Source organism: Marinibacterium sp. SX1 (assembly GCF_050389775.1).
In the GTDB taxonomy this organism is placed as follows: domain Bacteria; phylum Pseudomonadota; class Alphaproteobacteria; order Rhodobacterales; family Rhodobacteraceae; genus Marinibacterium.
Window position 1 is genome coordinate 21158 of sequence record NZ_CP177153.1, and the last position, 13765, is coordinate 34922.

At 68.6% G+C, this 13765-nt stretch carries 11 protein-coding genes; 7 read left to right on the top strand and 4 right to left on the bottom strand.

Annotated features, from left to right (window positions below; genetic code table 11):
• Positions 1–171: 171 nt before the first annotated feature.
• The 3 genes from rfbC to ACK3BB_RS27340 all read right to left on the bottom strand — a co-directional run bounded on the left by rfbC (position 172) and on the right by ACK3BB_RS27340 (position 3305).
• Positions 172–732 carry a dTDP-4-dehydrorhamnose 3,5-epimerase gene (gene rfbC, locus ACK3BB_RS27330; RefSeq protein ID WP_428929928.1) on the bottom strand — a complete coding sequence of 187 codons (561 nt, stop codon included), beginning with the start codon at positions 730–732 and terminating at the stop codon, positions 172–174.
• A 179-nt stretch (positions 733–911) separates the two neighbouring features.
• Positions 912–2108 (bottom strand): glycosyltransferase 61 family protein, encoded by a 1197-nt coding sequence (locus ACK3BB_RS27335; RefSeq protein WP_428929929.1) that lies wholly within the window; start codon positions 2106–2108, stop codon positions 912–914.
• Positions 2109–2312: 204 nt separating this feature from the next.
• Positions 2313–3305: a replication initiator protein A gene (locus ACK3BB_RS27340; RefSeq protein WP_428929930.1), complete on the bottom strand. Its 993-nt coding sequence runs from the start codon at positions 3303–3305 to the stop codon at positions 2313–2315.
• Between the two features lie 475 nt (positions 3306–3780).
• Between ACK3BB_RS27340 and ACK3BB_RS27345 the strand changes: the two genes are divergently transcribed.
• The 3 genes from ACK3BB_RS27345 (at position 3781) to ACK3BB_RS27355 (ending at position 7175) form a co-directional block, all read left to right on the top strand.
• Positions 3781–5151, top strand: coding sequence for an AAA family ATPase (locus ACK3BB_RS27345; protein ID WP_428929931.1), 1371 nt, complete (start codon positions 3781–3783; stop codon positions 5149–5151).
• 172 nt (positions 5152–5323) lie between these two features.
• Complete coding sequence (locus tag ACK3BB_RS27350; RefSeq protein ID WP_428929932.1) at positions 5324–6349, top strand: ParB/RepB/Spo0J family partition protein; 1026 nt, start codon at positions 5324–5326, stop codon at positions 6347–6349.
• 13 nt (positions 6350–6362) lie between these two features.
• Entirely contained in the window at positions 6363–7175 is an 813-nt protein-coding gene (locus tag ACK3BB_RS27355) for a hypothetical protein (RefSeq protein WP_428929933.1), read from the top strand.
• Here ACK3BB_RS27355 and ACK3BB_RS27360 read toward each other — a convergent pair.
• Positions 7145–7834 carry a sulfotransferase family 2 domain-containing protein gene (locus ACK3BB_RS27360; protein WP_428929934.1) on the bottom strand — a complete coding sequence of 230 codons (690 nt, stop codon included), beginning with the start codon at positions 7832–7834 and terminating at the stop codon, positions 7145–7147. The two genes, ACK3BB_RS27355 and ACK3BB_RS27360, sit on opposite strands and share 31 nt — an antisense overlap.
• 622 nt (positions 7835–8456) lie before the next feature.
• Between ACK3BB_RS27360 and ACK3BB_RS27365 the strand changes: the two genes are divergently transcribed.
• From ACK3BB_RS27365 to ACK3BB_RS27380, 4 genes are all read left to right on the top strand, one after another.
• Positions 8457–8882, top strand: coding sequence for a hypothetical protein (locus ACK3BB_RS27365; RefSeq protein WP_428929935.1), 426 nt, complete (start codon positions 8457–8459; stop codon positions 8880–8882).
• Between the two features lie 33 nt (positions 8883–8915).
• Positions 8916–10400, top strand: a complete 1485-nt coding sequence (locus ACK3BB_RS27370; RefSeq protein WP_428929936.1) for a glycosyltransferase family 2 protein — start codon at positions 8916–8918, stop codon at positions 10398–10400.
• Positions 10401–10410: 10 nt separating this feature from the next.
• Positions 10411–11661 carry a glycosyltransferase gene (locus tag ACK3BB_RS27375; protein WP_428929937.1) on the top strand — a complete coding sequence of 417 codons (1251 nt, stop codon included), beginning with the start codon at positions 10411–10413 and terminating at the stop codon, positions 11659–11661.
• 364 nt (positions 11662–12025) lie between these two features.
• The gene (locus ACK3BB_RS27380; protein ID WP_428929938.1) at positions 12026–13765 is read left to right on the top strand and encodes a hypothetical protein; all 1740 of its coding nucleotides are present in this window, start codon (positions 12026–12028) and stop codon (positions 13763–13765) included.

Genomic DNA, 13765 nt, shown 5'->3' on the forward strand with positions numbered 1-13765 from the left:
GCCATCCGCACGGATCACATGGCGGGAATCGTCCGCGCGGCCCGCGTGCGGGGCGCGCCTGTGGGCATCAGCCGCACCGATCGCGTGTGGGTATCAACCGCACGGGCCACGTGCGAGGTCCATCCGCACGGATCGCGTGCGAGGACCATCCGCACCGCACACGTGCGAGGATCAGCCTTCCCAGGTGAAGGGGCTGTCGAAATCCTTCAGCAGCGGGGCGGCGGCATCCTTGCCGCTGAGCACGGCCTCGCCGGTCAGGTCCCAGGCGATGCCGATGTCGGGATCGTCGAAGCGCACCGCACCATCGGCCGTGGGCGAATAGTAATCGGTGCACTTGTAGATGATCTCGGTATGCGGCGCGCGGGTCGAGAACCCGTGCAGGAAGCCCTTGGGCACCAGCAGCTGCTTGCCGTTCTCGGCGGTCAGCTCGATGCCGAACCACTGGCCGTAGGTCGGGCTGCCCTTGCGGATGTCGACGGCCACGTCGAACAGCGCGCCCTGGCCGCAGCGCACCAGCTTGTCCTGGGCATCGGGCGGGGCCTGGAAATGCAGGCCGCGCACGGTGTTCACGGTTTCACTGACCGAATGGTTGTCCTGGACGAAATCCATGTCGATGCCGTGCTCGGCCAGCAGCTTCTTGTTCCAGCTTTCGGAGAAGAAGCCCCGGTCGTCGCCAAAGCGTTTCGGGGTGAGGATGAGCACGCCGGAAAGCGGGGTCTCTTCGATCTGCATGGGGGCCTCTCTGCCATGGAACTGCCGTCCCCCTTAACAATCTCCCGTCACGCTGTCACGGCTTGGCACGGCCCTGCCCCGATCGCCCGGCAGGAAACGCGCGGCAGTCACGGCCCAGATCACGGGCAGGATCGCGGGCAGGATCCCGGCCCGCACGGCGCCGCCCTGCCCGGCCGGTTTCAGGCGATCTCGAACCGGCGGCCGAAATGCTGCTGCAGCATGCCCTGCACGCCGGCTTTCGACACCGGCGAGTCCCAGAACGGGGTCTGCCGGGCATACTCCAGCCAGAGCCGGGCATCGCGGATCTCGGCCTCGCGCAGCCGGGCTCTATCGAAGAGATGATCCACCTTCACACCGGCCCCCTCCAGCGCCCGGATCAGCTTGCCCGGGGCAAACAGGGTCAGCCCCTTGGCCCGGATCGGCTGCCCGTCGGGGCGCGACATGAAGATCTGGTCGCGCATGACCTCGGCATAGGTCACCGACTTGGCCCGCGGCTCCAGGCTGCGGGCGTTCAGGCGGCGCTTTTCGCGACGGTTGAGCACCAGGACCCGGTTCAGGTTCCGCCCCAGGTACTGGGTTGCATGCAGGGCCGAGCCTTCCGAGAAGATCAGCAGCGAAGCCGAGGCATAGACGCGCATCTGGTCCAGGAAGGACTGTGTCTCGGGGCGGTAGACCCGCACACCGGCGGCGGCCAGCAGCTCTTCGAGATAGGCTTCGCCGGCGAACCGGGCATCGACCCCCGCCCGGGACACGAAGACCGGGCCGGTTTCCGGCAGCCGGCCCAGCATCCGCTCGGCATGGGCATCCAGGACATCGAGATGATCCGCATCGGGGCCCACCCCGCCCAGCTGTTCGGCCTGGGGCGCGACAAAGAGATCGCGCACATGCAGCGGGCCGGGATCGACCAGAACGTCCTGGCGGGCGACGCCCAGGTAATCGAGGATCGCCCACAGGAAGCCCGGAACGGCATCCGCCGGCGTGGCCGCGTCCCCGAACAGGTCGGGCAGCCCGGAGAACAGGTAGGGCCCCGGCCGGTCCGAGCGGATCGACGGCACGATCCGCATCCCGAAATCCGCGATCATATGCCCGAAATGCCGGGTGATCGGACCACACCAGATGGCTTCGGGGATCTGTCGTGCCCGGGCTCCGTCCCGCACGGGATCCCAGGCGGGGCGCAGATCCCTCGGAATCCGCCTGCGGCAATGCCGCGCCACGACCTGGTTGTCCCAATCCGCCCAAATCGGACCGCCGGTGTGAACGCTGCCCTCCTGCCCCCCCGCAAGAAGTTCCGAGAACGGGGCAACATGGGTGTCGGGGAAATGCATCATCCGGGTGTCTCTGAAAAAATCGCCGCCCGGCCCTGGCGGGGCCGCCATCCGGTGTCCTTAACAATCCCCGAACGCCCTGTCACCCGCGCGGCGAGCGGCGATGGCAGGACGACGATACGGTGGGCAAAACGGAGCGACAGGGAGGAACGACACGGGGAACGACACGGCCAGGTAGGATGGGTGCGCGCACCCATCCTACGGGATACGCCCCGGGGCCCCCGCGCCCCGCCCGAATGTTTCGCGCGCGAAACGTCAGCCCCGGCCGTCGCGGGCGGCCCGGGCGGCGACATAGCCCAGGAAGGCCCGGTCGGGGCTGCGCAGCCTGGGCCGGCCGGTCGACACCCAGTAGCCCCGCCAATCGGCCTCCAGCGCATAGACATCCGCCCCGGGCATCATGTCGCGCGCGCGCTCCAGCGCCTCGGGCCCGACGCTCGGCGGATCGACCGGCTCGACCACCCCGGCGCGCAGCGAGAAGCGCACCAGGTCGCCGGGCTCTTCGGTCATCTCGTAATCGGGCAGGTGGCCCCTGGCGATCATCTCGCGCAGCATCGCCCGGAACACCCGCCGGGGCGAGGCCGAGCCGGATTTCTTCAGCAGCGTGTCGACCGACACCCGCCAGCTGTCCTGCCGGCCGCAATGCTTGCGCGCCAGCTCGTAGATCCGCCGCTCCAGCGGCTTGCGCAGCCGGAAGTAATCGCGGTTCAGCGTCAGCACCGATTTCGACAGCACCGCCCGGTAGAGCCAGTCCGACAGCGTGACCGACACCGACACCATCCGCCCGCCCCGGGTGCGCCGCTCGATCTCCCAGCTTTCGATCAGCCCGAAGCCCGTGGTCGTCTCGCGCTCGCCGGTGACGATGTTGGTCGTGATCCGCGTGCCGGCCAGCCGCTCGAAGGCCTCGCGCAGGCGGCGGTAGGCATCGCCGCTGGTCTCGCGGTTGGTCGCCACCAGCAGGTCATGGGCCTTGAGCTGCAGCGTCCGGCTGACCCGCCGGCCGGCATTGATCGCCGCCATCAGCTGGCTGATGCAGAAGATCAGGATGTCCTTGTCGTGGATCGTGGCCAGCCCCTTGACCGACGGCGTCACCGTGATCTCGACCCCGTTGTGCTCGTAGCTCAGGATGCGCCGGTCGGGCCGGGTCGACAGCGAGAACAGCGGATGTTCCATCGAGGCCAGGTCATCCTTGGGCAGCGCATCGAAGATGTCGCAGACGAAGAAATCGCCCTGGCGGGTGCGGTCGGGCATCAGCCCTCCGGGTCCGGCCATGCCTGTCACAGCGCCGCTCATTCTGCCTGCCCCCTGCCCGCTCTGCGGCCGGCTTGCGCCCCCGGGCAAGGCCCCGGGGCTTTCGTGGTTTCATTGACGGCCACCCTAGACTTATCCACATCGGCCCGTCCAGCGCCACAAACGTGGGATCAGAGTCACCTTATCGGGGGATCAGAGTCGTCCTATCGTGGGATCGGAATCACCCCATCCTCCAGGGGCGTGATTTTTCCCAGCCATACCAACAACTTGCCCAGGACCCCGGGATGCCTTAACTGTAATATAACCAGAATATAACTTCGAAAAAATTTCGTCCGCCCTCGATCCGGGCCACCCGAAGGCTGGAGAACACCGGATTTTTGCAGGGAAAAGCCGCTCAACCTACCACGATCCTTCCCATGTGCTGCCTTTTGGGGTAGAATCTGGAAAACAGCGCATATCGAGCGGAACACGAGACATGGCCAAGGATCTCCCTCCCTATTTCAACATCGACGCCGAGGCCGCGCTGGCCGATCTCGACGCGCCCAGTACGACCCAGGGCTTTGCCCGCATCGCCGAGGCCTGCGCCCGCGGGCGCACCGACCTGGCCTCGCGCGGGATGGATGCCGAGGGGCGCAAGGCGCTGCGGCTGTTCTCGACCTGGGAGATCACCCGCTACCTGATCCCCGTGGCCCAGGCCCATTTCCGCCGCGTGCTCAAGGCCAACCCGGACCTGCCCCAGGGCCGGTCGGAAACCGAAGGCGGGGCCAAGTGGTTCACCCTGGACGAGGTGCTGCGCCTGCGCGCCCATTTCGCGGCCGAAGGATCGCGCGCGAAGGAATACAAACCCTTCCGCCCCGAGGGCCTGCCGGCCAAGCTGGTGGCGGTGGCCAATTTCAAGGGCGGGGTGGGCAAGACCTCGACGGCGGCGCACCTGGCGATGTCGGCGGCGCTGGATGGCTACCGGGTGCTGGTGATCGACCTCGACAGCCAGGGCTCGATGACCTCGATCTTCGGGGGCAAGGTCGAGGACGAATGGCAGACGGCCTTCCCGCTGATCGCCCGCCATTACGGCGAACACCTGCGCGAGGAGAACCGGGCGCGGGTGGCGCGCGGCGAGGCGCCGCAGCCGCTGGACGAGATGCTGGACACGGCCATCGACATGAGCGCGGCAGAGCTGATCCAGCCGACCCACTGGCCCAACATCGACCTGATCGGGGCCCAGCTGAACCTCTACTGGGCCGAGTTCCAGATCCCGGTCTGGCGGATGGCGGCCCGCGGCTGGAAGCTGTGGGATGCGCTGACCGACCGGCTGGAGGCCGACGGGGTGCTGGACGATTACGACGTGGTCTTCATCGACACGCCCCCGGCGCTTGGCTACCTGACGATCAACGGGCTGGCGGCGGCGGACATCCTGCTGGTGCCGCTCGGGGCGTCCTTCCTGGAATTCGATTCCACGGGTCGGTTCTTCGACATGCTGCATTCGACCTTCTCGTCGATCGAGGAGGGCGAGAACATGGCCGCCCGCGCCCTGGGCCGCGAGGAGCTGCGGTTCGAATGGGATGCCGTGCGCGCGGTGATCACCCGCTACGACGGGGCCCAGCAGGGCGAGATGGCGGCGCTGATCCAGGCCTATCTCGGCCGCACGCTGTCGCCCCACCGCCAGGATTTCACCGCCCTGATCGGCCAGGCCGGCGAACAGGTCTCGGGGATCTACGAGGCCGATTACCGCGATTTCAACCGCGAGACCTATGCCCGCGGGCGCGAGACCTTCGACGCGACCTACGCGGCCTTCAAGCGGCTGCTCATCGGGACCTGGCGGAGGGACCTGGCGGAGGGGACGGTGTGAGGTATTTCTGCCAAGAAGAAGACAGGGGACGGGACGCTGACCCGGGTGCGTGCTGCTGCTTCTTTCTCTTTCCAAATATCCCGGTGCAACCGCGCCCCCGGGCGGGCCGGCCGGCAGGGGCGCGGCCGCTGTCTTCAGGGAATCTCAACCGGGACCGGAGAGGAGGCCCGTCATGGCCAAACGCAAAAGACTGACCCCCGCCCAGGGCGATTACCTCGCCGCCTCCCCTGCCCCGGCCCTGGCGGCCGGTCTGGGCCCCGCGCCGATTGCCGCGGTTGCCGGCGAGGCGGCGTCGGCCGCGGCGCTGGCCGAGCTGTCGGGCGCGATGCAGGCGGCCCGCGACGAGGGTCGGCTGATCGAGGCGCTGCCGCTCGACAGCATCGCCTCGGGCCACCTGGTGCGCGACCGGATCCGGTTCGACGACGAGGAGATGGCCGCGCTCATGGCCTCGCTGAAGGCGCGCGGCCAGCAGACCCCGATCGAGGTCGTGCGGCTGGCCGACGGGCGTTACGGGCTGATCTCGGGCTGGCGGCGGCTGACCGCGCTGGGGCGGTTGCGCGAGGAGACGGGCGAGGCGCGGTTCGCGACGGTCAAGGCGCTGGTCACCGCGCCGGACAGCGCCGAGGCGGCCTATGTGGCGATGGTCGAGGAAAACGAGATCCGGGCCAATCTCAGCCATTACGAGCGTGCGCGCATTGCCCACAGGGCGGTGGCCGAGGGGGTGTTCGACAGCCCGCGGGCGGCGCTGCAGGGGCTTTACGGATCGGTCAGCCGGTCGAAGCGGTCCAAGATCGGGTCCTTCATGGCCCTGGTCGAGGCGCTGGACGACGACCTGCGCTTTCCCTGGGCGATTTCCGAGAAGCTGGGCCTGGCGCTGGTCCGGCTGGTCGAGGCCGATGGCGGCGAGGCGCTGCGCCGGGCGCTGCGCGAGGCCGGGGCGGGTGATGCCGGGGCCGAGCTGGCCGTGCTGCAGGGGCTGTTGGAGCCGAAGCCCGCGGCGCCGGCGCCCGAAGCAGGCGCCGGACCGGCAAAGCCGGCCGCGGCGGGGCGGGTCGGAGAGATGACCCGGTACGACATCACCGGCGGGCTGGTGCTGCGCCATTGGCCGGGGGCCGGGGGCGGGCGGATCGAGCTGTCGGGCGACCAGGTCGACGACCGGCTGCTGGCCGATCTGAAGGACTGGCTGGAACGGCGCTAGGCAGGAGGGGGGCATGCTCCCCGTCCCGCGCATGTTTCGCGCGCGAAACGTTTCGCGCGGGCTTGACGGCATCCGGCCCTGCCAGCCAATTATGCGGCCCATGATGACGTTCGACTTCGCCATGTCCTTTGGCAAGAATTGTGCTGCGCGGCGGCAACTGGATTACAAGCTGGCGGCGACCCTGCCGCCGGATGCCCCCGAAGAGATGGTCAGGGCCACGCAGAGCGAGAGCTTTCTGTTCGATTGGCTGATCACCCCTGAACAGGCACTTCTGCGCTTGCTCAGGTCCGATTTCGACGGGTTTTGCCGGCAGGAGAACATCGTTCTGAAAAACCGGCCCTCGGGGCAGATGGTGCTGGAAAAGAACTATCGCACCCAGCATCCGCACGCATTCGGAAAACGGGGCAAGGATCACCTGTCTACCGAGGATATCTCCGAGCAGTTCGCGGCCTACAAGGCGAAGATCGACTACCTGATCGCAAAGACCCGCCGGGCCCTGTCATCGGACGCCCCCAAGCTCTTTGTGCTGCACGGCTCGCAGCCGGGGGAGCATGTCGACAAGCTGGTCCGGGTTCTGGCCCGCAAGACCACGAACTTCCATCTCAGGCAGGTGGAAGCCATCCATCCCGGTGGCAGCCCGACGCCCAGGCCGGCCGACAGCGCGCGGGTCTCCTACAGGACGGTGCCGTATCTTCCCTATCCCGGCTCCACCCCGCATTGGCAGCAGGCCCTGTCGGACCTGGACATCCGCAACCGGTTCGCCCCGCGTACGGAGGATGACCCCGGCGCGGCGCGTCAGCCGAATTCGCGCAGGGCGGTGGAATAGACCTGCATGTCGATCTCGACCCAGGGCAGGATCGCCGACAGCTCGGCATGGGACAGGTCCTCGACCGAGCTGCGCCGCTGGGTGACGTTGATCTTGCGGTTCTCGATATCCAGCGAGAACCGGTCGTTCAGGGCCGAGACGAAATCGCCGTAGCGGTCCTGGAAGCCGACCACCGCAAAGCGGCGCAGGTTGGCCATGGTCTCGTCGAAGAGCATCTCGCGGGTCAGCGCCCGGTCGCGGCGGATCTCGAAGCGGCGCATCAGCCGGTAGCTGGAATGCAGCTGCCAGGTCATCCGGTTGTAGAGCTCCGAACACAGTTCCGGCTCGTCCATGGCCTGGGCGAATTCCAGCAGCGACAGCTGCTGGGCCACGGTGGTCTTGCGCGTGCGCTCGATGTCCTTTTCCCACAGCTCGCGCCAGAAGTAGTAGATCGACACGAACCGGTCGACGGGATGGCGCAGCACGGTGACGACCTGGTCGCCGAAGCGCATGGCATCCTCGTGCGAGAAATGCCCCGAAACGACATCGACCTCCGGCCCGACACTTTGCGGCACGGGGTCGACGATCCCCTTGACCTGCAGCTCGGGATGCGCCGAGACGAGGCTCTCGCGCAGCGAGGTGCCGGCCGTCTTCGGAATGTGGAGATGGATGAATTTCATAATGGTCCGACCCGGTTGTTCCCCCGCAAGCCCGGCAGGGCCGGGCGGATCAGCCATAGCCTGCGGGCGGGATTTGGGCAACAACCCGTGGCGGTTGGCAGGGTCCGGTCGGGGCATGGTGGGGGGCTGATCGGGGGACGGGTGGTGCCCGGTCGGTGCCTGGTCGGTGCCGGGGCCCCGGTGATGCGCGCCGGGCCATGCCGGGCGGTGTGCCCTGGGCCCCGCCAGTCATCCCGCCAGTCGTCCCGCTAGTCATCCGGCCATCGGGGCCACCTTTTGTCACGCCATCGGGACATCATCCGCCAACCATTTGCCCGACCTCTTGCCCGACCATTCGGCTACCCGCATGGCCCGCCCGCATGCCGGTCATCTGCCCGGCCCCGCGCCCGTCGGGGCCGGGCGGCGGGGCCCGTGGCGCGATCCGGCCGATCCTGCCGTCAGCGTCGGGGTTGCGCAATCAGGAGGCGATCCGGGGCGCCTGGCGGTCAACGCCTGCGGCAATCCTGCCGCAATCGGCGGGTTTGCGGCGCCCCGGCCCGGCCCGGGCGCTTTCCCGCCTTGCACGGTTTGTCTCAGGGGGCATCCTTGGTATGAACCACGAGACAGGCACCCGGGGGGCACCATGGACCAGAACCTTGAGGACGAGACCCGGCTGCTCGAGCGGCTGCGCCGGATCCGCATGGAAGGCCGCATCGAGGGCGCCCAGGTCCAGCTGCCCCGCGACCTGCTCGGCGACCTCTTCATGACCGTCTTCGGCCAGGCGGTCGACGAGGACTGGTACCTGGAGCGCTATCCCGACGTGGCCGATGCGGTGGCGCGCGGGGTGCTGGGATCGGGCGCCGAACATTACGTCCAGGCCGGGATCTACGAGGGCCGCATGCCCTACCGGGTGGCGCTGGACAATGCCGAGTATCTCGACAGCCATCCCGATGTCCTGGCGTCGATCCGCGAAGGTGCCTTTCGCAGTGCACTGGACCATTTTGTGCAGGTGGGCTTTGGCGAGGGTCGTGCATTCACGCTTGCATCCCCGGAAGCGACAGAGCCATAGACCGGCAACGACACCCGAGACGGTGAGGAATTGATGAAGACGACGTTTCTTTTCAGGAATTACGCGGAAGCCAACCCCGACCTGGCCGAGCTTTACGGCAACGAGGACGAGGTCGCCCTGCGCGAACATTACGAGAAATACGGCGCCGCCGAACGCCGGGGGGTCGATCTCGAGGATTACCTGCGCGTCGAAAAGGTGCTGCTGTCCGAGGAGGGCCATGTCTGCATCGCGGGCTGGGCCGACCGGCGCATGGCCGACAGCATCGCCGTCACCCTGGTCGTGGGCTACCAGATGTACGAGTTCGGCGAGCTGCGCGACCGGTTCTGCTGGTACCACCGCCAGGACGTGGCCGACGTGATCGGCGATCACGAACGGCCCTCGGGTTTCCTGTTCCTGGCCCAGATCCCCGAGTTCCGGATGCATTCCGAGGTCATGGTCCTGGTCAACGGCAAGAAATACTATGAAAGCGAGACCATGCGCTGGATGTCGGTGCAGAGCTTCATGGTCGATGCGCTGTCGACCTGCGCCGTTCTGGCCGACCGGCCGGTCGGGGCCACCCTGCCGCTGACCGAACGGCTGGAACCGGGCTTTTCCCAGGTCTGGCAATCCTACCTCGCCCGCCAGAGCTTTTCCTGCCTCTACGAGACCGGCACCGACCGGCCGGTCGAGCGGTCGATCATCATCACGCTCTACCGCGAGAGCGACATGCTGATCTCGCAGCTGGAAACCCTGGCCCCGGGCCTGGACGGCCAGCCGATCGAGGTGATCGTCGTGGCCAATGATTATGCCGGCGAGACGGCCCTGCTGTCCGAGCAGATGGCGGCCTTTTCGCAGCTGCACGACGTGATCCTGTCGGTGCATCTGTGTTCGGGCAACTCGGGCTTTTCGGCGGGCAACAATTACGGCGCGCAGATCGCCCGGGGCGAGACGCTGATCTTCATGAACCCCGACATCTTTCCGCCCGAGGGCCAGGAGGACCAGGCCTTTGCCTTCTTCCACGGCGACCCGGGCGAGGGGCTGGACGGGGCGCTGCTCTATTACGGCGACGGCTCGCTGATGCATTCGGGCATGTACACCACCGCCGACCGGGCGGTCGATCCGCGCCAGGCCTTTGCCGGGCCGGTGCTGCGGGTCGAGCATTACGGCAAGGGCCTGACCGCCCATGTCGACGACAGCGAGGACGACCTGGCCGCGACCCTGGCCGAGGTGCCGGCCGAGGGGCTGCTGGTCACCGCCGCGCTCTGGCGCATCCGCAAGGCGGTCTTCGACGAGATCGGCGGCCTGCCCACCGATTACATCATCGCCTATTACGAGGACGCCGATTTCTGCCTCAAGATGCTGGAGGCCGGCCGGCCGGTGCGGCTGGACCGGTCGCGCTGGATCCACATGGAAGGCGTGGGCAAGCCCAAGCCGCCGATGCTGCGCACGGTGATGTGGCTGAACCGGGCGCTCTATTCGCGCCGCTTCGCCGACAGCCCCTTCCTTGCCCCCGCCGCGACCGACCTCTTCCAGCTTTAAGGCCAGACCGATGAAATTCCTCACCCTCTCGCTCTACCATCCGCGAGTCATGAAGGGCGGCGCGCAATACGTGGCCAAGGACCTGCATGACGCCGCCGCGGCCGATCCCGAGGTCGAGGCGATCATGCTGGCGGGCATCGACAGCCGCATGTTCCCGCAATATTCCAAGGTCGGCGCCTCGATCACCGCCCTGCCCGACACCGACAACGAATTCCTGATGCCGGGCCGGCGGTTCGACGATTTCTTCCACCGCATCTACGACCCGCGGCGCAACAAGGCGCTGAAGCGCTTCCTGGAGACCCACCGGCCCGACGTGATCCACGTGCACCATTCGCTGTGGGTCGGGCTGGAGGCGATCGACCTGATCCGGGCGACCCTGCCCGACGTCAAGATCATCTACACGCTGCATGAATACCTGGCGATCTGCCACAAGCAGGGCCAGCTCTATCGCTACCACGAGGGCGGCATCTGCCAGGACACCCGGCCCGACCAATGCGTCGGCTGCTTCCCCGAGCGCAACACCGACGAATTCATCCTGCGCCGGCGCGGCTTTCGCCAGGCCTTTGCCAAGGTCGACCAGTTCATCTCGCCGTCGCAATATCTCAAGGACCGCTTCGTCGAATGGGGGCTGGAGGCCGACCGGATCACGGTCATCGCCAACGGCCATCACCGCCGCCGGCCCGAGACCTGGGAGCCCCGGCACAGCCCCGAGCTGAATGTCTTCGGTTTCTTCGGCCAGTTCGTCGATGCCAAGGGGATCGACGTGGCCCTGCGCGCCGCGCGCCGGGTGGCCGAGACGACGGGCCGCGAGATCGAGATCAAGGTCTTCGGGGGCAACAAGGAATATGCCACCAAGGATTACCTGGCCAAGATCGAGGCGGTGCTGGACGATGCGCCCGAAGAGCTGACCGTGACCGAGGTGGGGTCCTATTCGCGCGACAATGTCTTCGAGCTGATGTCGACGGTCGACTGGGTGGTGACGCCGTCGATCTGGCCCGAGACCTTCGGCCTGGTGGTGTCCGAGGCCTGGGATGCGCGGCGGCCGGTGCTGGCCAGCCGGGCCGGCGGGCTGGACGGGCGGATCATCGACGGGGTGAACGGCTATTCCTTCCTGCCGGGCTCGGACACCGGGCTGGCGCAGCTGATGGAATTCTGCCTGGGCAATGCCGATGAATGGCAGCGCATGGCCCACGAGATGCCCGACGAGATCACCGTGGGCCAGGCCTGGGAGGCCCACAAGGCGGTGATCGCGGGGATCTGATCCGGGACCCGATCGGGTGGTCTGATCCGGGGTCTGATCCGGGGGGGCTGGCCCGTTCGGTTACCGTCGGGGATCGGGCCGGGTCTGACAGGTTGCGAGGGGCGCGGCCGGGCCTTGACGGCGCGGGCCCCGGCCGGCCGGGATGGAACGGTGTTCCGCATGGCCGGCGACGGGCCTGACCGCGATTCTACCGGAAATTGACCGTTTCACCGGCGCGCCCCGGGGCGCGCCGGCTTGACAGGTGGCCCGGGCGGGCGATCATGATGGGGTTCGGCCATGGGCCGGACATGACGAGTGGACCTGCATCATCCGCGGATGGGGCAGGGGGGATCGGCGCCCGGACGGGCGCCACTGGACGGAAATGATGTCGACAGGCCGTAAGACCGGGCCGGAAGAGGGGCCGAATGCGGGCCCCGAAACGCATGAGACCCCCGAGACCCAGGCATCGTCCGCGGCAGCGGGCGGGGCGGCAGAGGCCGGCCGGGAGAATCCCGCCCCTGAACTTGCCCCCGATCCCGTCCCTGGCCCTGATCCGAAAGCGGACCGCCAGGCGCAACCGGAGGCCGGCACGCCCGGCCGGCCGGGGCGCGCGGGCCCTGCCGGGGCGCGCCGGCGCACCAAGCCCGCCCGCCGCGGCCCCGAGGCCGATGCCGCGCTGTTCGAGGGTCTGGCGCTGGACCTGCCGGCCGACCGGTTCCCCGATCCGGTCCTGGCCCTGACCGATCCCGGCCGGGCGGCCCTGGCCGAGGCCCTGCGGGCCAGCCTGCGCAAGGTGGCCGGCGATCTCGACAAGCCGCCCCGGATGTTGCGCCGCCAGCGCGGCCCGCGCCGCCGGGTGCTGCTGGAAACGGTGATCGCGCTGTATGATTCGGGGCTGAAGGTCGAATGCGCCCATCTCGCCGCGGCCTCCGAGCTGACCCATTCGCGGGTGATCATCCTGTGGGTCCGGGCGCTGGAAGAGCTGCGCGCGACCGAGGCCCTGGTGGCCCTGATCGCCCGGCTCGAGGCCGATCCGACGCTGCCGGCGAAGAACCGGCGCAACCTGCTGGACCTGCGCATGCACAACCAGAGCGGGCTGATGGCCGCCGACATGCAGGTCTTTCTGCCCGGGCCGGTGCCGGCCGCGCTGGCCGATGCGCTGGCCGCGTTGCCCGCCCCGGGGATCGACTGGGTGCCGCGCCACATGGCCGGGGTGCTGGCCGGCCAGCGCGGGCTGAGCGGGGCGGCGGCCGAGGCATTTGCCGCCGAGCTGAACTGGGGCCGGGCGGCGGTCGACCTGCTGACCTTCCTGAAATATTACGCCTGGCCGGCCTCGGGCGGGCCGCAGCCGGGGCAGGGCGGGCCCGATGATGCGGCCGTGCGGGCCCTGGCCGGCCAGTTGCGCGACCTGGTGGTCAAGCCCGATCCCAACCCGATGGTCGAGGCCGCCCGGGCCGGCCGGTCGATCGTGCTGGTCTCGGCCCATGCCGGGCTGCCGGTGGTGGCGCCCTGGATCATGACCGACACCGGCCTGCCGCTGATCGGCATTTCGGCCAAGTCGCCGACCAACCTGACCCATCCGACCGAAAAGACCCTGGGCACCCATGGCAATTTCCAGGCCGATTTCCTGAAGGCCGTGAAGATCCTGCGCCGCGATCCGCACCTGGTCCAGCTGCTGCCCGATGGCGGGTTCGGCGGGGCCACCAGCCTGCACCGGCTGCGCGGGCGCGAGATCCCGCTGGGGCAGGGCGCGGCGACCATGGCCTGGCAGGGCCGGGCGGCGGTGTTCTTCTTCGGCACGCGCTGGCGCGCGGATGGCCGGCTGGAGATCTACGTGCGCCCCGGCCCGGTGGCCGAGGCCGGGGGAGACCGGGCGGCCTTTGACGCGGCCTTCCACGGGTTCTACCTGGGCTGCCTGGAGGATATCGTCGCCGGCCCGGCCCGCGACATGGCCCCCGGCGGCGGCTTCTGGCGCCACCTGGTGGGCGAGCCGGCCCAGGCCCCGGGCTTTGCCCTGGCCGGCGAGGGCGGCGGGCTGTTGTCCGTGTCCGATGCGCCCGCCACATCGACCGCTGCATCGCCCGATGGTCTGGCCAATACGCCGATCCTGCCCGAACCGTCCTGA

Bases quoted from the DNA above. Each gene is read 5' to 3' on its own strand.
- ACK3BB_RS27340 (WP_428929930.1), bottom strand. From the start codon at position 3,305: ATGCCCGACCGCACCCGCCAGGGCGATTTCTTCGTCTGCGACATCTTC.
- ACK3BB_RS27355 (WP_428929933.1), top strand. From the start codon at position 6,363: ATGCTCCCCGTCCCGCGCATGTTTCGCGCGCGAAACGTTTCGCGCGGG.
- ACK3BB_RS27350 (WP_428929932.1), top strand. From the start codon at position 5,324: ATGGCCAAACGCAAAAGACTGACCCCCGCCCAGGGCGATTACCTCGCC.
- ACK3BB_RS27345 (WP_428929931.1), top strand. From the start codon at position 3,781: ATGGCCAAGGATCTCCCTCCCTATTTCAACATCGACGCCGAGGCCGCG.
- ACK3BB_RS27360 (WP_428929934.1), bottom strand. From the start codon at position 7,834: ATGAAATTCATCCATCTCCACATTCCGAAGACGGCCGGCACCTCGCTG.
- rfbC (WP_428929928.1), bottom strand. From the start codon at position 732: ATGCAGATCGAAGAGACCCCGCTTTCCGGCGTGCTCATCCTCACCCCG.
- ACK3BB_RS27335 (WP_428929929.1), bottom strand. From the start codon at position 2,108: ATGGCGGCCCCGCCAGGGCCGGGCGGCGATTTTTTCAGAGACACCCGG.
- ACK3BB_RS27365 (WP_428929935.1), top strand. From the start codon at position 8,457: ATGGACCAGAACCTTGAGGACGAGACCCGGCTGCTCGAGCGGCTGCGC.
- ACK3BB_RS27375 (WP_428929937.1), top strand. From the start codon at position 10,411: ATGAAATTCCTCACCCTCTCGCTCTACCATCCGCGAGTCATGAAGGGC.
- ACK3BB_RS27370 (WP_428929936.1), top strand. From the start codon at position 8,916: ATGAAGACGACGTTTCTTTTCAGGAATTACGCGGAAGCCAACCCCGAC.
- ACK3BB_RS27380 (WP_428929938.1), top strand. From the start codon at position 12,026: ATGTCGACAGGCCGTAAGACCGGGCCGGAAGAGGGGCCGAATGCGGGC.